At 61.6% G+C, this 18,671-nt stretch carries 17 protein-coding genes; 7 read left to right on the top strand and 10 right to left on the bottom strand.

Annotated features, from left to right (window positions below; all coding sequences use genetic code 11):
* Window position 1: 1 nt before the first annotated feature.
* Window positions 2-799, bottom strand: a complete 798-nt coding sequence (locus PPN31114_RS16805; protein WP_150680661.1) for an ABC transporter ATP-binding protein — start codon at window positions 797-799, stop codon at window positions 2-4.
* A 143-nt stretch (window positions 800-942) separates the two neighbouring features.
* On the opposite strand from PPN31114_RS16805, the gene PPN31114_RS16800 reads away from it, so the two are divergent.
* The 5 genes from PPN31114_RS16800 (at window position 943) to PPN31114_RS16780 (ending at window position 7,232) form a co-directional block, all read left to right on the top strand.
* Window positions 943-1,605, top strand: coding sequence for a response regulator transcription factor (locus tag PPN31114_RS16800; RefSeq protein WP_150680660.1), 663 nt, complete (start codon window positions 943-945; stop codon window positions 1,603-1,605).
* Entirely contained in the window at window positions 1,602-2,987 is a 1,386-nt protein-coding gene (locus tag PPN31114_RS16795; RefSeq protein WP_150680659.1) for a sensor histidine kinase, read from the top strand. The genes PPN31114_RS16800 and PPN31114_RS16795 overlap by 4 nt, the downstream gene beginning before the upstream one ends.
* 404 nt (window positions 2,988-3,391) lie before the next feature.
* Window positions 3,392-4,450, top strand: a complete 1,059-nt coding sequence (locus PPN31114_RS16790) for a SagB/ThcOx family dehydrogenase (RefSeq protein WP_150680658.1) — start codon at window positions 3,392-3,394, stop codon at window positions 4,448-4,450.
* On the top strand, window positions 4,447-6,021 hold the full coding sequence (locus PPN31114_RS16785) for a carbamoyltransferase C-terminal domain-containing protein (RefSeq protein ID WP_150680657.1): 1,575 nt from the start codon (window positions 4,447-4,449) through the stop codon (window positions 6,019-6,021). The genes PPN31114_RS16790 and PPN31114_RS16785 overlap by 4 nt, the downstream gene beginning before the upstream one ends.
* Before the next feature lie 8 nt (window positions 6,022-6,029).
* Entirely contained in the window at window positions 6,030-7,232 is a 1,203-nt protein-coding gene (locus PPN31114_RS16780) for an MFS transporter (RefSeq protein ID WP_174988156.1), read from the top strand.
* A 54-nt stretch (window positions 7,233-7,286) separates the two neighbouring features.
* Here the strand turns inward: PPN31114_RS16780 and panB are convergent, their stop codons facing one another.
* The 6 genes from panB to hda form a co-directional block, all read right to left on the bottom strand.
* Window positions 7,287-8,105, bottom strand: a complete 819-nt coding sequence (panB, locus tag PPN31114_RS16775) for a 3-methyl-2-oxobutanoate hydroxymethyltransferase (RefSeq protein ID WP_150680655.1) — start codon at window positions 8,103-8,105, stop codon at window positions 7,287-7,289.
* A gap of 117 nt (window positions 8,106-8,222) precedes the next feature.
* Entirely contained in the window at window positions 8,223-8,879 is a 657-nt protein-coding gene (locus tag PPN31114_RS16770; protein ID WP_150680654.1) for a deoxynucleoside kinase, read from the bottom strand.
* A gap of 7 nt (window positions 8,880-8,886) precedes the next feature.
* Window positions 8,887-9,399 (bottom strand): 2-amino-4-hydroxy-6-hydroxymethyldihydropteridine diphosphokinase, encoded by a 513-nt coding sequence (gene folK / locus PPN31114_RS16765; protein WP_150680653.1) that lies wholly within the window; start codon window positions 9,397-9,399, stop codon window positions 8,887-8,889.
* Entirely contained in the window at window positions 9,396-10,970 is a 1,575-nt protein-coding gene (pcnB, locus tag PPN31114_RS16760) for a polynucleotide adenylyltransferase PcnB (RefSeq protein WP_150680652.1), read from the bottom strand. The genes folK and pcnB overlap by 4 nt, the downstream gene beginning before the upstream one ends.
* The gene (locus PPN31114_RS16755; RefSeq protein WP_058375853.1) at window positions 10,967-11,647 is read right to left on the bottom strand and encodes a histidinol-phosphatase; all 681 of its coding nucleotides are present in this window, start codon (window positions 11,645-11,647) and stop codon (window positions 10,967-10,969) included. Before PPN31114_RS16755 ends, pcnB begins: the two co-directional genes overlap by 4 nt.
* 40 nt (window positions 11,648-11,687) lie before the next feature.
* Entirely contained in the window at window positions 11,688-12,398 is a 711-nt protein-coding gene (gene hda, locus PPN31114_RS16750) for a DnaA regulatory inactivator Hda (RefSeq protein WP_150681107.1), read from the bottom strand.
* Window positions 12,399-12,545: 147 nt separating this feature from the next.
* On the opposite strand from hda, the gene purM reads away from it, so the two are divergent.
* A complete protein-coding gene (gene purM, locus PPN31114_RS16745; RefSeq protein WP_150680651.1) occupies window positions 12,546-13,592 on the top strand; it encodes a phosphoribosylformylglycinamidine cyclo-ligase in 1,047 nt (348 codons plus the stop codon).
* Between the two features lie 102 nt (window positions 13,593-13,694).
* On the opposite strand, the gene PPN31114_RS16740 is transcribed toward purM, so the two are convergent.
* Complete coding sequence (locus PPN31114_RS16740) at window positions 13,695-15,251, bottom strand: MFS transporter (protein ID WP_150681106.1); 1,557 nt, start codon at window positions 15,249-15,251, stop codon at window positions 13,695-13,697.
* A gap of 273 nt (window positions 15,252-15,524) precedes the next feature.
* Between PPN31114_RS16740 and PPN31114_RS16735 the strand changes: the two genes are divergently transcribed.
* Complete coding sequence (locus PPN31114_RS16735; RefSeq protein WP_150680650.1) at window positions 15,525-16,406, top strand: LysR family transcriptional regulator; 882 nt, start codon at window positions 15,525-15,527, stop codon at window positions 16,404-16,406.
* Between the two features lie 26 nt (window positions 16,407-16,432).
* Here the strand turns inward: PPN31114_RS16735 and PPN31114_RS16730 are convergent, their stop codons facing one another.
* Together PPN31114_RS16730 and PPN31114_RS16725 are read right to left on the bottom strand one after the other, a co-directional pair.
* On the bottom strand, window positions 16,433-17,347 hold the full coding sequence (locus tag PPN31114_RS16730) for a LysR substrate-binding domain-containing protein (RefSeq protein WP_150680649.1): 915 nt from the start codon (window positions 17,345-17,347) through the stop codon (window positions 16,433-16,435).
* A 51-nt stretch (window positions 17,348-17,398) separates the two neighbouring features.
* Complete coding sequence (locus tag PPN31114_RS16725) at window positions 17,399-18,640, bottom strand: metal-dependent hydrolase family protein (protein ID WP_150680648.1); 1,242 nt, start codon at window positions 18,638-18,640, stop codon at window positions 17,399-17,401.
* Between the last annotated feature and the right edge of the window lie 31 nt (window positions 18,641-18,671).

Genomic DNA, 18,671 nt, shown 5'->3' with positions numbered 1-18,671 from the left:
CTCAGTGCGCCGCGAACAGCAGTTGGTCGATGCGCGTCTCGAGCGCGCTCTGGTGGGCGGTGCCCAGTTGTTCCGGCGAGATGCTGTTGAGCTCCGCTTTCACTTGGCCCGGATGCGGCGAGAGCAGCAAAATGCGCGTGCCGATGCGAATGGCTTCGTCGATGCCGTGCGTGACGAACAGCACGGTGAAGCGCGTGTCGTCCCACAGGCGCAGCAACTCGTCTTGCATCTTGCGGCGGGTGAGGGCGTCGAGTGCGGCGAAGGGCTCGTCCATGAGCAGCACGTCCGGCTCCATGGCCATGCCGCGCGCGATGGACACGCGCTGCTTCATACCGCCCGAGAGCGTGTGCGGATAGCTGTCGATGAACTTGGCCAGCCCGACTTTCTCGATGTAGTGTGCGGCGCGATCGGCGGCTTCGCGGCCTTTCAGGCGGCCGCTGGCGATCAGCGCGAATTCGACGTTCTGGCGCACCGTTTTCCACGGCAGCAACTGGTCGAACTCCTGAAACACCATCATGCGGTCGGGGCCGGGCTCGGTGACTGTGCGGCCTTTGAGGCGAATTTCACCGTGCACGGGCGGCAGATAGCCGCCGATGGCCTTGAGCAGGGTCGATTTGCCGCAACCGGACGGCCCGAGCAACACGAACCGGTCGCCGGGGTACACATTGAAGCTGACCTGCTGGGCGGCGGTCACGAGGTAGTCGTCGGTCTTGTACTGAAGCGTGACCTGATCGATTTCCAGCAACGGCTGTGCGGCAGCCGGCACCGGCCCGGCGGCCGGATGGGGGTTGTTGGGCATTGCCTGTCTCCTGATTGATGCTCTTATAATCGGCTCCGATACTAAGCAGCAAAGCTGTAACGAAGCTGACAGGCGTGGTCAGGCGGGGGTAGGACAAACCCTGTGCTCATCGTGCTCAAGTCGGCAAAAGGAGACCTGTAATCATGCGCATCATGCTGGTGGAAGACACCGTCGATGTGGCCGAAGCCATTGCCACACAGTTGCGGCGGCTCGGCCACGCGCTCGATTGCGAGACGGATGGCGCATCGGCGGCAGCGCGCATCGGCGACGATTACGACCTGCTGATTCTCGATGTGATGCTGCCGCACATCGACGGATTGGAACTGCTCAGGCGCGTGCGCGAGCGTGGTTTGTCGACGCGTGTGCTGATGCTCACGGCCTGCGCCGAAATCGAAGAGCGCGTGCGTGCGCTCGATCTCGGTGCCGACGACTACCTGACGAAACCCTTCGATTTTCGCGAACTGGAAGCCCGCGTGCGCGCGCTCATGCGCCGCACGGGTCAAGATGCGACCAATCAACTCGCCTGCGCGAACCTGACACTCGATCGCAAGAGCCGCGGCGTGGAAATCGATGGCTTGCCGGTCGAACTCACGCGCCGCGAAGTTACGCTGCTCGAAATTCTCGCGGCACGCCCGGGCCGTATCTTCGGCAAAGACGAATTGATGGATCGTCTCTATGGCGACGAATCGCCGCCGAATGCGAACGCGCTCGAACAGTACGTCGCACGCTTGCGAAAGAAGCTTGCTGCCGCGCAATTCCAGATTCGCACGTTGCGCGGACTGGGCTATCAACTCGTGCTGTCATGATCGTTCCCGGCCGGTCGCTTTATCTACGGCTCGTCGTTCGCATGGGCGTGGTGCTGGCTATCGCCGTCGCGGCGGTGTTGCTCGGCATCTGGTTTTCCACGCGTGCGGCCGTCGATCGCGCGTACGACCGATGGCTGCTTGGCAGCGCGCTTCAGGTCGCGGAAAACACGTGGTATCAGAACGGCGAAGTGAACGTCGATGTGCCGCTCGCAGCGTTTTCGGCGCTCGCGCCCGGCGATCAGATTTTCTACACCGTGCTCGATCCGAACGGACGCTCGGTAGCGGGCGACTCCGAGTTTCGCCCGCCGATTCCGTGGGACAAGCTGGCCGATGGGCCCATCGTGATCGACGGCACGTATCAGGAAATGCCGATCCGTATCGCCATTGTTGGGCGTCGTATGCCGGTCGCGGCAGCGCATCCGTGGGCGGTCGTGGCGATGGCACACACGCAAAACGCGCGCGTGCGATTTACGCGGAATTTGGCGGATAACACGCTGCTTATCACGATCGCCACTGGCGTGCTGACGCTGCTTGCGGCGCTATGGACACTGCGTCAAGCGCTCGCACCGCTCAAGCAGATTGAGACTGCGATTCGTGCGCGGGATTCGAACGATCTTGTCCCACTCGCAGTGACAGCGCCTGCGGAAACACTCGCATTGGTCGGAGCGATCAACGACTTCATGCAGCGACTGGCGACGTCGCGCGCACTCATGCGGCGTGTGATTGGCGATGCTGCGCATCAGTTACGCACGCCGGTGACCGCGCTCACTGCACAAGCGGAAATGCTGACGCAAACCACCGACGAGACCGCACGCCAATCGCACATCGCGCGCATTCAAAAGCAGGCGAAAGGGCTGGGCGGACTCATTCATCAGTTGATTAATCACGCGATGGTGCAACACCGCGCCGACAGCGTGGCACCGACGCCGGTCGATCTGGGGGAGTTGTTGCAGGATGCGATGCGCGAGACGTTGTCGTATGCGGATCGCGATATCGATTTCTCGCTGCAATTACCCGAGACGTCGAGCGGCGAGACCGTTCCGGCGATGATCGTCGGCGATGCGCTCAGCTTGCGCGAGGCGGTCAAGAATGTGCTGGTCAATGCGCTTGCTTACGGTGCGCCGCGTCGTCTGTATGTCGACGTGACGAGCCATGACGAACAGTGGCGTCTGCGCTTCTTCGACGATGGCCCGGGCATTCCAGAGACGGAATGGCAGCGCGTACGCACCCCGTTTTCATCGCGTGCAGATGGCCGGGAAGGCGCGAGTCTGGGGTTGGCGATGGTCGCTGAAGTGATGCGTGCTCACGGCGGACAAATGGCGTTCGAGCGCATCGACGGAGAAGGGTTTGCGGTGGTGTTGATGTTGCCGAAGGCGGCGTGAGCGAACTCGGCAATGAAAGTACAGTGGGCAATCCGGATGAACTGACTTGCTGAAGTGAGACCTGTAGACCGTGCCATGAAGGGCCAAGTTCTGTATTGCACAGAACTTGGCCCTTTTTGTTTTCGAACCGCCTAGTTGCATTGACAAAACAACGCGTCGAAATCGGACAGCCGCCAACTATTTGACGGACGAGTATGGGGGCGCCAACGGACCCGATGTCTGGAGGCAAGCAACCCAATCTAAGGAGAAACAAAATGAAGCAAATCCGACTCGAGCCGCCGCTTTCGAATCAATCCAATGACGCATACAACACACCTCATACCGCACCGGTAAACGCAAAGTAATCCACGAGCTGACACAGGGGCGCTGGCATCAGTGCCCTTGTGCTACTTAACGGGGAACGCATGAGTCCGACTGCTTTCGTAAAGATAATTGGAGGAAAGTTAATCCTCTGGGACTACCGGCAACACAAGCAGTATGAAATCGAGCCGGAACATCTACGTCGATTACTGTGCCTTTCCTCTGGCGAGACAGGCGGCATGAGTAAAGCAGATGGTGACTTGCTTAATGCCAAATTGTTAGCTGAGGGCGATCCTCCCGATTGGGGATGGGATTGCTTGTCTCGAATGTTCCACGTCGGAACGCGGGTTCCACGATCTGACGCGAAGGAAGAAGCTATTCCGTATCTTGGGTATATAAATCATTGCGCCTCGGTTTCTGAACGCATTCCGCAGGACGAACTTCTTCTTGACGGTCGCGTGATGTCCCTCCCGTCCCCCGAGCCAATTGACGACATAGACTTCAACACGACATTGTCCAAGCGGGCAACTTGTCGCGCTTTTGACGGACATGCGATCTCGCTCCAACAAGTCGCCAACACACTTTGGACAACATTTGGTGCCGTGCACGGAAGCTCACGCCAAGATCTGGTTGAGCATGGCATGCAGTCGGTGGGATATCGCAGAACGTCCCCTTCTGGAGGATCGATGCAGTCGAGTGAGCCGTACTTAGTTGCACTCAACGTCACGGACCTACCTCCAGCGATCTATCACTATCGATCCATTCGACACGAATTGTCGTACGTCGCGCCGATGCCGAGCGCTGACTCAATTTGCAAGGTGTTGTGCAATCAGACGATAGCTAAGGATCTCGCCTTCGGCGTGTTTATCACTTCACGTTTCGACAAACTTTGGTGGAAGTATCCGCACTCCAGAGCCTATCGTGTTGCCCTGATGGATGTTGGCTGTCTCTTACAAACCTTCCAGTTGGTTTGCACTGCGCAAGGGATCCAATCTTGGCCTACGGGATATTTCGTCGATGCGGAAGCGGACGCACTACTCAAGGTTGATGGTGTACGAGAGTCGACACTTTTCTTTCTCGGCGCGGGTTATGGCGATGGATCTGTGGCACGTGATGCAATCGTCGCGATGAAGCACTTCTTGGGCCAAATTGAACGTCTATGAATATTGTCGCTTTCAAACCAGGTCACGATGGTTCTGCCGCTTATGTATCTGATGGGAACCTCGTTTTCTCTCATGAAACTGAGAAAGACTCGGGGGCCAGATACTCTGCGCTTGATATCACATCGATCATTCACACGTTGGAAGACTTACCGTCAGTGCCTGACGTGCTTGCGATTAGCGGTTGGGAAGAAAGTCGCGGCAACTTAATGCGACCAATTGGCCACGGTTACCTTGGGCTAGAACCACCGACGTTTTGTCGTAAGACAATATGCGGACGTGAGGTACGAGTGATGTCGTCATCCCACGAGCGCTCGCATCTTTTATGTGCTTATGCGCTCTCGCCATTTCCGCAAGGCACGCCATGCTACGCCCTCTTATGGGAAGGGTATATCGGGCGGTTTTATCGGATTGATGAGAAATTAAACATCACGGTATTAAGCAACGTGATGTGGGGCCCTGGACTCCGGTACGGCTTTGCCTATGGTCTGATGGACGAGTCGTTCTGCCTTCCTCCTGGGGCCATAAGATTGGCAGATGCAGGAAAGTTGATGGCGCTCGCCGCATTTCATGAGAGTGAGACACCTACCTCAACGGAGCGCGAGGTGATCGATGCACTTCTCGCAAATCCGGAGAGACTCCCAAAGTTATCAAAATCTGATTTTCGTTCGTTTCCCCAATACAACTGTGGCGTTACGTCGAATGTAGGGAAGCGATGGGCACGTCTAATATCGGACGCAATTTTTCAGTACTTCATCCAGAGAATCCGCCCACTCGTTGATGGACGATCGCCTTTGCTTGTTTGTGGAGGCTGTGCGTTGAACTGCGACTGGAACTCGTCGCTTCTGGAGACCGGTTTGTTTTCCGACGTCTTCGTCCCACCTTGTCCAAACGACACAGGATCGGCCATCGGAACTGCAGCCGATGTCCAATTCTCGCTCACAGGGTCGGCCAAACTTCGCTGGTCGGTCTACGCCGGTCAAGCGCTAGTGCTCGACGATTTTGGCCCTTCGGACTTTGTCGTCGGGTCGGCGACACCGGGCGATGTTGCCAAACACCTGCTCGATGGCGCTATTTTGGGATGGGCGTGCGGTAAGGCCGAAATCGGTCCTCGTGCGCTCGGTCACCGATCCATTTTGGCCAGCCCACTCCAAGCAGCAACGCTCCATCGCCTGAACCAGATCAAACAACGCGAGTCGTTTCGGCCAATCGCGCCAGTATGTAGAGAGGAGGAGCTTGCTGAGCACTTTGCGCCCGCCACGCCGAGCCCTTATATGCTCTTCTTCCATCGCGTATTGACTTCGCGACTCCCAGCGATCACTCACGTTGATGGCTCCGCACGCGTTCAGACGTTGAGTCGCAACGAAAATCCCGCTCTGCATGAAGTTCTTTCTGAATTTAGAAAGCTCTCTGGGGTTGGTGTGCTTTGCAATACTTCGTTGAATTTCAAAGGCGCAGGCTTTATCAACAGACGGTCAGACTTGGCCCGCTTCTCGCTGGAGGCGGGGCTGGACGGCTTTGTCGCTGAGAATCGACTCTACCTGCGGAAGCAATTCCTTCACTCTCTACGCTGACGACCTCCTTGCCATTTATATTTGCATTCCAACCCTACACGCGCGTGCTTCTCTCTCGTGCGCTCGGCGCTGCCATTCTATGGATTGATTTCACATTGATCTTCGGCAGCCTCGCTTTTCGTTGGGGAGGCGACCCGATTACCATCGGGGTAGCGATGGCGCTGTACGGGGTACCGGGCGTCGTTGCTGGGCCGTGGTTTGGTGCGCTCGCGGATCGTATGTGTCCGTGGCGCATGCTGCGCTGGAGTTATGTTTTTAGAGCGATTGCAGCAGTCGCACTTTGGCATGCGCCAACGCTGGGCTTATTCATCGGCTGTATTTTATTAAAAGGGATCGCGAACCTCATTCCGGCGCCATCGGAGCAACGCTTATTCCGCGATCTACTCTCCGATGACGAACTCCCCGCGAACGCGAGCCGCGTTACGCTCATAGATCAAATCACGAAACTGATCGCACCAATGGTCGCGGCAGTTCTCGCTGGATGGCATCTTCCAGGGTTCGCCATCTCTGTAGCGCTGAGCGTGATAGGTATCGTTCTGATTTCGACAGGGTGCAATCTGCAACGCGAGCATGGTCGTCACACTCGCAAGTGCGTCCGTCCGATATGGGCCACCTTCTACGAGACTATTCGTCGCAGCCGATTGCTGCGACGCGTGTTCGCAGTGGCAACGTGTCAATCCTTCGTTCTTGGACTCTACGACGCACTCTTGGCGCTATTCTTGCAGGCACGCGGATATCCGGACGGCACGTTTGGAGCGATTGTCGGCTGCACAGCCGCTGGGGCGATGTTGGCCGCACTTGTTTTCAAAGCGGTCGTTCGGCGATTTGATTCCTCAACGCTGCTTTTCGCCGCGTGTGTGCTTTTTGGATTTACAGTCCTTACTCCTGCGATCGCGGTGTACTTCGGGTTTTCGCTCTCTGCGTGGCACATGCTCGTGCTTTGGGTGGGCAATGGCTTCGGGTACGGTCTTGGAGTCATGCTACTCATGATCACTTTCCAACGGGAGTGCCCACGGGAAGCTCTCGGGACCGTGACGGCAACCGGCAGAAGTCTGCAACTCCTGCTGATGATTCTGGCCCCATTACTCGGTGGCATGCTTTCACATGCCACCAGCATTGAGTTTGTTTTTCTGATTTCTGGGGCAACGTCGATAAGCCTTGGTCTCTTCGCAATATGGGGGCCACTTACACGTTCTGCTAATGTGAAATGAAAAAGGGGCTGTCCACTGGACAGCCCCTTTTTCACCATTTCGGTATCGCGCCGATCAGAAGCAGTGTTCCGGCGCCGGGAACGACCCGTGCTTTACCGCCTGCACATACGCTTCCACAGCCGCAGCGATGCTCGGCTGACCGTCCATGAAGTTCATCGAGAACTTCGGCGATTTGCCGGGGAACACGCCCAGCATGTCGTGCAGTACCAGCACCTGACCGTCGCAGTCGGGGCCTGCGCCAATGCCGATGGTCGGCATCGTCGGCAACTCGGGCGTCACCTTCGTCGCCAGCGCTGCCGGGATCGCCTCAAGCACCACCAATTGCGCGCCCGCAGCTTGCAACGCACGCGCGTCGTCGATCAGTTGCTGCCCGGCTGCTTCGTCGCGCGCCTGCACCTTGAAGCCACCGAAGGCATGCACCGATTGCGGCGTGAGCCCCAGATGCGCACACACCGGAATGCTGCGCTCGACCAAAAAGCGGACCGTATCTACCAGCCATGCGCCGCCTTCGATCTTGACCATCTGCGCACCGGCTTGCATCACGGCCACTGCGCTTTGATACGCCTGTTCCTTCGTGCCGTACGTGCCGAACGGCAAGTCGGCCACGACCAGCGCCTTGCTCGTGTTACGCGCCACCGTTTCGGTGTGATAGCAGATGTCGCGCAGCGTCACGGGCAGCGTGGTGCGCTGGCCCTGAATCACGTTGCCGAGCGAGTCGCCGATGAGCATCACATCGACGCCCACGCGGTCGAGCAGGGCGGCAAAACTCGCGTCGTAGCAGGTCAGCATCGCGATCTTTTCGCCGCGTGCACGCATGTCGGCAAGCCCGGGGACAGTCACGGCCTTGCGATTGGATTCCTGGAGATAACTCATGTCGGCCTCGGTTCAGGAGGAGTCACTGGCGCGCCGGGCGGGGACGGGTGATGTCGTACGCCCGCGACGACGCGTGGATCGGTGGGATAGGCTCAGGCGCCGCCGAGCCTCGTGGGCTCAGGGGCGCGCGCCCTTGACGAAGACTTCTTTGCGTCCGCGCATCTGATCGATTCGCTCGATCAATAGCGCGAAATCGCTGTCATTGTGCGCCGGGTCGAATTGCTCCGTATCGACGGTCAATACCGGCGCTGCGGCGTAATGATAGAAGAATTCGCCGTAGATGTCGCATAGCGCGCGCAGATACGTATCCGGGATCTGCTGCTCCATCGGAATCGCCCGCTTCTGAATGCGCGAGAAGAGCGTCTCGGGGCTCGCTTGCAAATGAATCACGAGATCGGGCGCTCGGTGTGGACGCTCGATATGCGCCACCAGCCGGTGATACAGCGCAAGCTCGTCCTCAGCCAGCGTGAGCCGCGCGAACAGCCCATCCTTCTCCGGCAGAAAGTCGGTGAAGATCGGTTTGCCGTCGATATCGCGTCGGGCAATCTCAGTCGCTTCGTCCACACGTTGCAGACAAAACGTCAATTGCGCAGGCAACGCGTAACGCGCGCTGTCGCGATAGAAACGTTCGAGAAAGGGATTGTTCGCGGGCTGTTCGAGCATCAGGTCGGCACCGCACGCGTCGGCCAGACGCCGTGCGAGCGATGTCTTGCCAACGCCGATGGGCCCCTCGACGGCCAGATAGCGAAAACGCCCGAGGACGGGCGATCTCATCGGGCGATCATGATGCGTAAGCGCGCTTCGTCGGGCAGCAGCACTGCGCGACGCGCTCGATGCGCTGATCGGCCACGCCCGGCAGCAGCGCGCTCACGCGGCCAACGCCGGGAATGTCGAGTTCGGGCGCCAGATCCGCGAGCGGGCGCAGCACAAAAGCGCGTGCGGCGATACGCGGATGCGGCACGATCAGATCGGGCTCCGTAATGCGGTCGTCGCCATAGAGCAGCACGTCGAGATCGAGCGTGCGCGGCGCGTTCTTGTACGGCCGCTCGCGCCCGAAGTGAAGCTCGATCTTCAGGCACAGCGTAAGCAACTGACGCGCAGTGAGCGACGTCTCTACCGCGACGACGCAATTGAGATAGTCGTCACCGCTCGACTCGATGGGAGCGGTGCGATAGAGATCGGATTTGCCGATGATCGTGACGCCAATTTGCTGCGCGAGACAGACGATGGCGTCCTTCACCGATTGACGGGCATCACCAAGATTGGCACCCAGCCCGATGTAGGCAACAGTCATGAAGCACCTTCGGAACCATGCTGTCGCGATGATACCCGCTTGCCATTTTTCTCGCTGGTAGCGTTCTCACCACTATCGCCGCCCGAATTTGTGCCACCTGAGTTGCCGCCGCCTTCACCACCGTGGCCGCCATCACCGCCCTCATTGCCACCCTCGCCACCGCGCGAACCCGAAGGCTTGCGACGACGGCGACGGCGCTTGGCGGCCGGTGTGCTGCCCGACGCGGCGCCCTGCGAGAGCAGCGCATCGCGTGCCGCGGCGTCGCCTTCGAGGAAGTCGGTCCACCATTGGCCCACGTCGGCGGGCACTTCACCCGATTCGCAACGCAGCAGCAGGAAGTCGTAACCGGCGCGCAGGCGCGGATGTTCGAGCAGACGCAGCGGCGTGCGGCCCACGCGCTTGTCCAGACGCACCTGCAAGCCCCAAATTTCCTTCATGTCGGCCACAAAACGGCGCTGGATGGCCAGCTTGCCGGTCTGTGCATCGAGCACGTCGTCCATGGCGAGGTGCAGCGCGGGAATCGGATATTCCCCGGCGCGTTGATACGCTTGCCACTTCTCCAGCACCAGATGCCAGAGCAGGGCGGCGAACAGGAAGCCCGGCGACACCGGCTTGCCCGCACGAATGCGCGCATCGGTGTTGGCGAGGGCCAGCGTGACGAATTTCTCGCCCAGCGGTTGTTCCAGTACCACGTCGAGCAACGGCAGCAGGCCGTGATGCAGACCCTGTTCGCGCAGTTGCTGCACGCAGGCCCATGCGTGGCCCGAGAGCAGCAGCTTGAGCATTTCGTCGAACAAACGTGCGGCGGGCACGTTGTCGATGAGCGGCGCGAGTTCCGGAATGGGCGCGGCGGTCGCGTCGTCGATCTTGAAGCCGAGCTTGGCCGCGAAACGCACCACGCGCAGCATGCGCACCGGGTCTTCGCGGTAGCGCGTGGCGGGGTCGCCAATCATGCGCAGCACGCGCTTCTGAATATCTTCCCAGCCGTGGTGATAGTCGTGCACCGTTTGCGCGGCGGGGTCGTAATACATCGCGTTGACGGTGAAGTCGCGGCGGGCGGCGTCTTCATCCTGCTCGCCCCAGACGTTGTCGCGCAGCACACGGCCCGATTCGTCGGTCACGTGCGTCTTGCGGTCCAGTTCGCCTTTCTTGGGGCGGCGCGCGCCAATCTGCTCGCTGTCGATCGCGTCGACGAGTGCGCGGAACGTGGAGGTCTCGATGATCTCCTGCCCGAACTGCACGTGCACGATCTGAAAACGTCGGCCGATGATGCGCGCGCGGCGGAACAGGCGTTGGACCTGTTCGGGCGTGGCGCTCGTGGCGACGTCGAAGTCTTTCGGGGCGATGCCGAGCAACAGATCGCGCACCGCACCGCCGACGATGAAGGCCTTGAAGCCCGCCTGTTGCAGCGTGTCGGTCACGCGCACGGCGTTCTTCGAGAGCAGCGTCGGATCGATGCCGTGCACCGACACCGGAATCACGACCGGCGTGCCGGCGGGGGTGGCGCTGTCGGCGGCGCCGGAGGTGCCGCTTTCTTTGCCGAGCAGCTTCTTGATGAGTTTGCGGATCACTGGAACAACTCGAGAATGGGCCAGCGACGCGCCAGCGCGATTTCGCGCAGGGCTTCATCGGGATTGGTCGCCACCGGATGGTTCACTTTCTCCATCAGGGGGACGTCGTTGGCAGAATCGCTATAGAAGAAGGCGTGATCAAAGTCGCTCCACGTCTTGCCCAGGCTCGCGAGCCAGGCTTCGGTGCGGGTGATCTTGCCTTCGCGGAAGCTCGGCGTGCCGACATAGGCGCCGGTGTAGCGGGCCTGCGGATCGTCGCCGACCGTCTGCGGCTCGGTGCCGATCAGGTGGTCGATACCGAACGCCTTGGCGATCGGGCGCGTCACGAACGTATTGGTCGCGGTCACGATCGCGCACAAATCACCAGCCTTGCGGTGGATGTCCAGAAGTTCGAGGGCTTCGGGGCGCACGTGCGGCAGGATCGACTCTTCCATGTACTGCGCATGCCAGGCGTCGAGCTGATCGCGCGGATAGCGCGCGAGCGGTGCCAGGCAAAAACGCAGGTAGGCTGGCATGTCGAGCCGGCCAGCACGGTAATCCTGATAGAAGGCCTCGTTGGCCTGTGCGTACGTGTCGCGGTCGACGGCGCCTTGACGCACGAGGAAGCGGCCCCACTCCTTGTCGCTGTCAGTCGGCAGCAGGGTGTGGTCGAGATCGAAGAGAGCTAAATTTGTCATTGCGCGAATTTTACCTGAAGCGGACTGGACTCAGTGCCAGTCAGTTTTTGCCGTCGGGGGCAGCGGCGTCGGTGTGAGTCAACATCTGGCGCAGCAGCGGCAGGGTCACGGCACGCTTTTGCTCCATCGAGAAACGGTCCAGCCGGTCGAGCAGGGCCATCAGGCTCGACATATCGCGCTGGAAGTGGGTGAGCAGGTAAGCCGGCACATCGGCCGCCAGTTGTAAGCCGCGCTCGCGGGCGGCGTTTTGCAGCGCCTGTTTTTTGCCGTCATCGTCCAGCCCGACAATATGAAAAACCAGACCCCATCCCAAGCGCGTACGCAAATCTTCGCGTAGCGGCATGTCCACCGGAGGTTGCGAGCCGGCCGCGACAAACGCGCAGTGCGGCCGGGCGCGGGTCTCGTTGAACAGGTTGAATGCGGCGATCTGCTGGTTCGGCGACAGGTTGTCGCAGTCGTCCACGCAGTAGACCGTGCTGGAGTCATCGAACATAAAGGCGGCCAGCGGGCTGTTCGGGCGCAGATAGCGCGCGCTCGGGCCGACGGCGTGCACGAGCGCCTCCATCAAATGGGTGCGCCCGGACCCCGCGGTCCCCCAAAGGTAGATACCGCGGTCGCGTGCAAGGCCGGCGGAAAGCTCGGCAGGCAGACCGGCGAGCGTCTGCGCCACCTCGCGATTGGGCCCGACAATAAAATTGTCGAACGTCGCGGGCGGCGGAGTGCCGAGGTCGAGATACAGTTGCTGGATCACGAACGAAGAAAGCCGGCGAAATGCCGGCGCCATACGGTTTGCAGGGCACGCCAGCACTGCGCCGGCGTCCGATATCCCGTTTGCGTGCCAGTCCGGCCCGCGCATCGGGTAAAATCGCATTTTACCGAACCTTGATGCATTCCCGTCATGTCACACCCTAACGAAACTTCCGGCCTTTCCTATCGCGACGCCGGCGTCGATATCGAAGCAGGCGATGCGCTGGTCGAAGCGATCAAGCCGTTTGCCAAGAAAACCCTGCGCGATGGCGTGCTGGGCGGCATTGGCGGCTTCGGCGCGCTGTTCGAAGTGCCCAAGCGCTATAAGGAGCCGGTCCTCGTTTCGGGCACCGATGGTGTTGGCACCAAGCTCAAACTCGCTTTCACCCTGAACAAGCACGACACCGTGGGCCAGGATCTGGTCGCCATGAGCGTGAACGACATTCTGGTGCAAGGCGCCGAGCCGCTGTTCTTCCTCGATTACTTCGCCTGCGGCAAGCTGGACGTGGCCACGGCCGCGACCGTCGTCAAGGGCATCGCCCAAGGCTGCGAGCTGGCCGGTTGCGCCCTGATCGGCGGTGAAACGGCAGAAATGCCGAGCATGTACCCGGACGGCGAGTACGATCTGGCCGGTTTTGCGGTCGGCGCGGTGGAAAAGAGCAAGATCATCAACGGCACGACCATCACCCCGGGCGACGTGGTGCTGGGTCTGGCCTCGTCGGGCGCGCATTCGAACGGTTACTCGCTCGTGCGCAAGATCATCGAAGTGGCCAAGCCGGATCTGGACGCCGACTTCCACGGCCAACCGCTGCGCGACGTGCTGATGGCCCCCACGCGCATCTACGTGAAGCCGCTGCTGGCGCTGATGGAAACGCTGCCGGTCAAGGGCATGGCCCACATCACGGGCGGCGGTATCGTGGAAAACATTCCGCGCGTGCTGGCCGATAACCTGACCGCCGACCTGTCGAAGGACGCGTGGACGCTGCCGCCGCTGTTCCAGTGGCTGCAAGAACACGGCAAGGTGGCCGACGCCGAAATGCACCGCGTGTTCAACTGCGGTATCGGCATGGCCGTGATCGTGTCGGCCGCTGACGCCGACGCCGCCGTCAAGCACCTCGAAGCGTCGGGCGAGACGGTCTACCGTCTGGGCACGATTCGCGAGCGCAAGGAAGGCGAAGCCCAGACGATCGTTTCCTAACGATCGGGTAGGACACCGGGGAGACCCTCCCCGGCTAGGAATGCACGGACAGCCCGCCGAGGGAAACCTCGGCGGGCTTTCTTTTATCTGGGCTTTCTTCTTCTACGCGGGCTTTCTTTTTAGGCAGACAAAGACAACCCCGGCGCAGATCAGCGTGACGACGGCCAGCCGATCGAGCAGCGTCGCGAACGCCTGTTCGTAAGCATCGCGCAACGCGGCTTCCCCCCACGCGGGCACGCTGGCCACGGCACGCCGGGCGCCCGGCATATCGCCCGCGACCAGTCGGTTGATGGCTTCACGTGCAGCATCGGGGGTGACTGCGCCGTGCAGATCGGGCAAGTGTGTGCCGATCAGCCCGATCAACACCGCGCCGACGAGCGCAAGCGCGACGCCTTCGCTCGCTACGCGCGTGGTATTGAAGATGCCCATCGCCATGCCCGCGCGATCGGTCGGTACGACGCTCACCGACAGCCCGTCCATCAGCCCCCACGGCACCGCGCTGCCCGCACCGATCAGCAGCATCGGCCATAACGCGGAATTGAATACGCCGCTGTCCGTTGCATCAATTGAGCCGATCGCGCTCGGCGCACCTGCCGTGCGCGCAAGCCAAACCAACCCCACCGCCGCCAGCACCAAACCGCCACTGCACAGCACGCCTGCGGGAATGCGCCGCGCCAGTTGCGTGGCGATGAACGGCACGACGAGCATCGGCAACGACATGGCCATCATGCGCAATCCGGCGACGATTTCGCTGTCGCCATGCACGCCGATGAACCGCAACGGCAGCAGCACGAGCAGCACGATGTAGCAGCAACACGTGGCGATAGGCAGCATCTGCACGCCGATGAAGCGTACGTAGCGAAACAGCGTCAGGTCGAGCATCGGCTGGGCGACGCGCCGCTCGATGACGACAAACGCGATCGCCAGTCCTAACGCTAACGCGAGCGAGCCGATGACCTCCGGCGCCGTCGCCCCAACGGCAGGCGCCTGAATCACGCCGTACGTGAAGCAGGCGAGCGCGCCGGTGAAGGACAGCGTGCCGGGCCAGTCGAGCCCTGCGGCGGCCGGGTCGCGCGATTCGCGCATGCATCGTGCGCCGATGCAAAGCGCGAATGCCGCGACGACGGCGGTGGATGCGAACACCCCTCGCCAGCCGAACCGCGCGATGAGCACGCCCGCCAGCAACGGACCGAACGCCAGCCCTACGCCAAACGTGGTGCCCAGCAGGCCATAGGCCCGGGCGCGGGCGTGGCCATCGAAGTCTTGCGCCAGCGATGCGCCGCCGCCAGCGAGCGTCGCGGCGGCAGCGACTCCTTGCAATGCGCGCAGCCAATCGATCGCAAGTGCCGAATTCGACAGGGCAAGCGCCAACGACGTCACCAACAAGCTGCCGACCCCCAGCAAAAATACGCGCTTACGGCCGAAGGCATCGGCACAGGCGCCCGCGGCCATCAGGCAACCGCCGAAGGCGAGCATGAATGCGCTGGTGATCCAGCGCATCTCCAGCGCGCTGCCGTGCAACGCCGCGCCGATGGCCGGTGTCGCGACGGCGCCACCCGAGAAGCTCATCGGCAGCAGCAGCGCGGCGAGGCAAACAGAGAACAAGCCCAGCAGCCGTCGTCGTAGCGACGCGTCGGCAGGCGGCCGAGGCCGGGCCATGGAAGAGGAAGGCGTGATCGACATGACAAGAATCCTGAGGGGGACGCGCCAGCGCGCATCGAAATACCGGGGAATCGGAGGGAAACGTCGGCCGACGTCACGCCATACATGCTAAAAAATCGTTAATGCTGGATAAACAGGCGGAGGGTTCGTAGATTAAGGAATAAAATTCCGTAATAAATGGCGATCATGGCCCGCAGTGACCCGCGATCGGCGCATAGCGGACAGCGAATAGCTAGTAGCGAGCAACAAACCCGACGGGAGCGAGCAACGATGGACAATCTGGCGGAAATCACCGCGTTCGTGAGGGCGGCGGAAACGTTGAGTTTCGTGGCGGCGGGGCAGGCGACGGGGGTGTCGGCATCGGCGGTCGGCAAACAAATTGCGCGGCTCGAAGCGACGCTCGGCGTGCGGCTGTTTCAGCGCAGCACGCGACGGGTGAATCTCACCGAAGCCGGGCAGATGTATTACGAGCGCTGTCGACGGGTACTCGACGACTTGGCCGACGCGCGCGCCATGCTCTCGCAGGTGTCGCAGACGCCGCGCGGTAAGTTGCGTGTCGGGCTGCCGGTGACGGCCTACCGCTTTGTGATGCCGCTGCTGCCCGGGTTCGCTGCGAAGTATCCGGACATCGAACTCGATCTGGATTTCGACGACCGCATCGTCGATCTGATCAAAAGCGGGCTGGACGTGGCGATTCGCAGCGGTGATCTGCCGGACTCGACGCTCATGTCGCGGCGTGCCGGGCCGTTTCGCTTCGTGCTGTGCGCGTCGCCGGACTACATCGCAACGCATGGCATTCCGCAAACGCCGCACGATCTGGAAGCGCATGCCTGCATTCGCTTTCGCTTCCCGACGTCCGGAAAATTGCAGCCGTGGGCGTTCGTTTCTGAAGTGACGCGCGAGCCGAAGCTACGTACGAGCCTCACGTGCAACAACATGGAAGCGCTGCTCAGCGCGACCACACACGGACTCGGCATTTCCTACATGCCCGACTTCCTCGCCCGCGATGCGCTGGCCGCAGGCGAGCTTCAGGTGTTCCTTGGGGACTATTTGGAAAACCCCGGCCAGTTCTGGATGCTCTGGCCGTCGAGCCGTCATCTCTCACCGAAGCTGCGCGTGTTTGTGGATTACATGTGCGAGCGCATGTTGTAGCGCCCGCCTCGCATGCCTCACGCGACTCAACGCTTCATGCGGTCTTCGACGGCGCGCATGACATCGTCGAGTGTGGTTTCCATCACGCGCACAAGGTCGTCGATCTGGGCGCTAGGGGCTGCCGAGCGCGGCGTGACGCGCAGCGTGTGAAACGGCATCGATGGCTCGAAGCGGCGCAGCACGAGATCCGAATCGAGAAAGTCGTAAGCCGCCACCGGATGCAGCAGCCCGATGCCGACGTTCTCTTTGACCATCGTGGCGATGTTCACCGAGTAGCGCGCCGTGGCGACCACTTGCTCGTGCAGTCGGCCGTCGGTGAACAGTTGATCCATGCCCCAGCGCACCATATCCGTCGGCTCGTACGAGAGGATGGGCTGCCCTTTAAGATCGGCCAGCCGCACCACCTTTTTGCGCGCTAACGGATGACCCGCAGGCAGCGCGCAGATGGCATCGAGCTTTGCGAACGAGACGGCGTCGGTGGCGGCCACGTCCTTGGTGTCCGTGAGCAGTCCAAGCGCGATTTGACGCGTCACGACCTGATCGCGAATCAAATCGGACGCCCCGGTAATCAACGCGAGCTGCACGCTCGGGTGCACCACGCGGTAGCCCGCCATCACGCGTGCGAAGTAGCCCAGACCGAACGACACGACAGAACCCACGCGAATGACGGCCCTGTCCGGATTGCGTAGATTCAGCGCGAATTCCCGAATGTTCTCCAGCCCCGCATAGCGCCGCTCCACTTCTTCGAACAGCGCATAGGCTTCGGCGGTCGGCTCCAGCCGTCCACGCCCGCGATCGAACAGCGTGAGCCGTGTCGAGCGTTCGAGATCGGCCACGAGCCGGCTCACCGCGGACTGCGACGTGCCCAGCACCTGCGCGGCCTTGGTGGTCGTGCGTGTGAGCATCAGCGCGCGAAAGGCGTCGACGTGCCGAAAATCCATCAGATCTCCACGGAGAAGAAGGGGCGCGCGTGCGCGCCCCAGCGGGCTTGGCTACAGCGCAAAAGCGTGGATTTTACCGCCCTTCATCACCATCGGAATCCGTTCGCCCTGGCCCAGTAGGCAGTCGAGCGAGCGCAGCGGGTCGCCGTCGACGATAAGCACGTCGGCATGCGCGCCCGGCACGATTTCGCCCAACTGGCCTGACTGTCCCAGCACTTCCGCACCGACCACCGTCGCGCTGCGCAGAATCTCAGCGGGCGTCAGCACCTCGGCACGCAGTCGGAACTCGTCCGATTGCAGGCGCTGCGATTCGCCGAGCAAGTCCGATCCGTAGCCCATCTTCACGCCAGCATCGCGGAAAATTTCCAGCGACCGCATACCGGCCGCGTGCACGTCGGCAATCTTCGCCACGCTGTCGTCAGGCAGGCCAAGCGACTTGCCTTCGTTGGCGAGCGCATCGTAGGTCACGAGCGTGGGCACGACGTACGCGCCTTGTTCGGCCATATAACGCGCGGTGGGCGCATCGATGAGATTGCCGTGTTCGATGGTACGCACGCCACAGCGCACGGCGCGCTCGATGGCGGCGGCCGTGTATGCGTGTGCCAGCACATAGGTGCCACGCCCGCGTGCTTCGGCCACGATGGCGCGGATCTCGTCTTCCGAATAACCCCATGCGCCCACGGGGTCGGTCGGCGAGGCGACACCGCCCGAGGCCATGATCTTGATCTGGTCGGCCCCCATTTGCAGTTCTTCGCGCACGGCACGGCGCACTTCATCCACGCCGTCGGCCACGCGCGAGAGGGCCCCCACGCGCACGCAGCACGGGCACGGCCCATCGGTGCCGATGTAGTCGGTGCGCGGGCGGCCGTCGCCATGACCGCCGGTCTGGCTGATCGCGCGTCCCGAGACGAACAGGCGCGGGCCTTCGGCAAGGCCGCTCTCTACCGCGTGCTTGATCGCATGTCCGGCACCGCCCGCATCGCGCACGGTCGTGAAGCCGCGCCGTAACATCCCTTGCAGAATCGGCACCGATTTGAGCGTGACGAGCACGTTGGGCAAGTGCGCCTGCGCCGACAAATTGAGTTGCGTGGCGTGCACATGCACGTGCAAGTCAATCAGGCCCGGCATGACGGTCTTGCCGCGCGCGTCGATTTCGCGCGCCGTGGTGCTGCGAATGGGTTTATCCGAGACCTCTTTGATGCGGCCGTTTTCGATCAGCACGGCGTGATCGCCGCGCAACTCGCCCTTGACCGGATCGAGCAACGCGCAGTTCGACAACAGAATCGACTCCATAACCTCTCCTCCCAGAAGGTGTGTCTCTATC

The organism is Pandoraea pneumonica (assembly GCF_902459645.1).
Lineage (GTDB): Bacteria > Pseudomonadota > Gammaproteobacteria > Burkholderiales > Burkholderiaceae > Pandoraea > Pandoraea pneumonica.
This window is presented reverse-complemented; position numbering and strand designations above follow the sequence as displayed.

What these genes read in the sequence shown, in the direction of transcription:
- PPN31114_RS16805 (WP_150680661.1), bottom strand. Translation starts at nt 799, where the DNA reads ATGCCCAACAACCCCCATCCGGCCGCCGGGCCGGTGCCGGCTGCCGCA.
- PPN31114_RS16800 (WP_150680660.1), top strand. Translation starts at nt 943, where the DNA reads ATGCGCATCATGCTGGTGGAAGACACCGTCGATGTGGCCGAAGCCATT.
- PPN31114_RS16795 (WP_150680659.1), top strand. Translation starts at nt 1,602, where the DNA reads ATGATCGTTCCCGGCCGGTCGCTTTATCTACGGCTCGTCGTTCGCATG.
- PPN31114_RS16790 (WP_150680658.1), top strand. Translation starts at nt 3,392, where the DNA reads ATGAGTCCGACTGCTTTCGTAAAGATAATTGGAGGAAAGTTAATCCTC.
- PPN31114_RS16785 (WP_150680657.1), top strand. Translation starts at nt 4,447, where the DNA reads ATGAATATTGTCGCTTTCAAACCAGGTCACGATGGTTCTGCCGCTTAT.
- panB (WP_150680655.1), bottom strand. Translation starts at nt 8,105, where the DNA reads ATGAGTTATCTCCAGGAATCCAATCGCAAGGCCGTGACTGTCCCCGGG.
- PPN31114_RS16770 (WP_150680654.1), bottom strand. Translation starts at nt 8,879, where the DNA reads ATGAGATCGCCCGTCCTCGGGCGTTTTCGCTATCTGGCCGTCGAGGGG.
- folK (WP_150680653.1), bottom strand. Translation starts at nt 9,399, where the DNA reads ATGACTGTTGCCTACATCGGGCTGGGTGCCAATCTTGGTGATGCCCGT.
- PPN31114_RS16755 (WP_058375853.1), bottom strand. Translation starts at nt 11,647, where the DNA reads ATGACAAATTTAGCTCTCTTCGATCTCGACCACACCCTGCTGCCGACT.
- purM (WP_150680651.1), top strand. Translation starts at nt 12,546, where the DNA reads ATGTCACACCCTAACGAAACTTCCGGCCTTTCCTATCGCGACGCCGGC.
- PPN31114_RS16740 (WP_150681106.1), bottom strand. Translation starts at nt 15,251, where the DNA reads ATGGCCCGGCCTCGGCCGCCTGCCGACGCGTCGCTACGACGACGGCTG.
- PPN31114_RS16735 (WP_150680650.1), top strand. Translation starts at nt 15,525, where the DNA reads ATGGACAATCTGGCGGAAATCACCGCGTTCGTGAGGGCGGCGGAAACG.
- PPN31114_RS16730 (WP_150680649.1), bottom strand. Translation starts at nt 17,347, where the DNA reads ATGGATTTTCGGCACGTCGACGCCTTTCGCGCGCTGATGCTCACACGC.
- PPN31114_RS16725 (WP_150680648.1), bottom strand. Translation starts at nt 18,640, where the DNA reads ATGGAGTCGATTCTGTTGTCGAACTGCGCGTTGCTCGATCCGGTCAAG.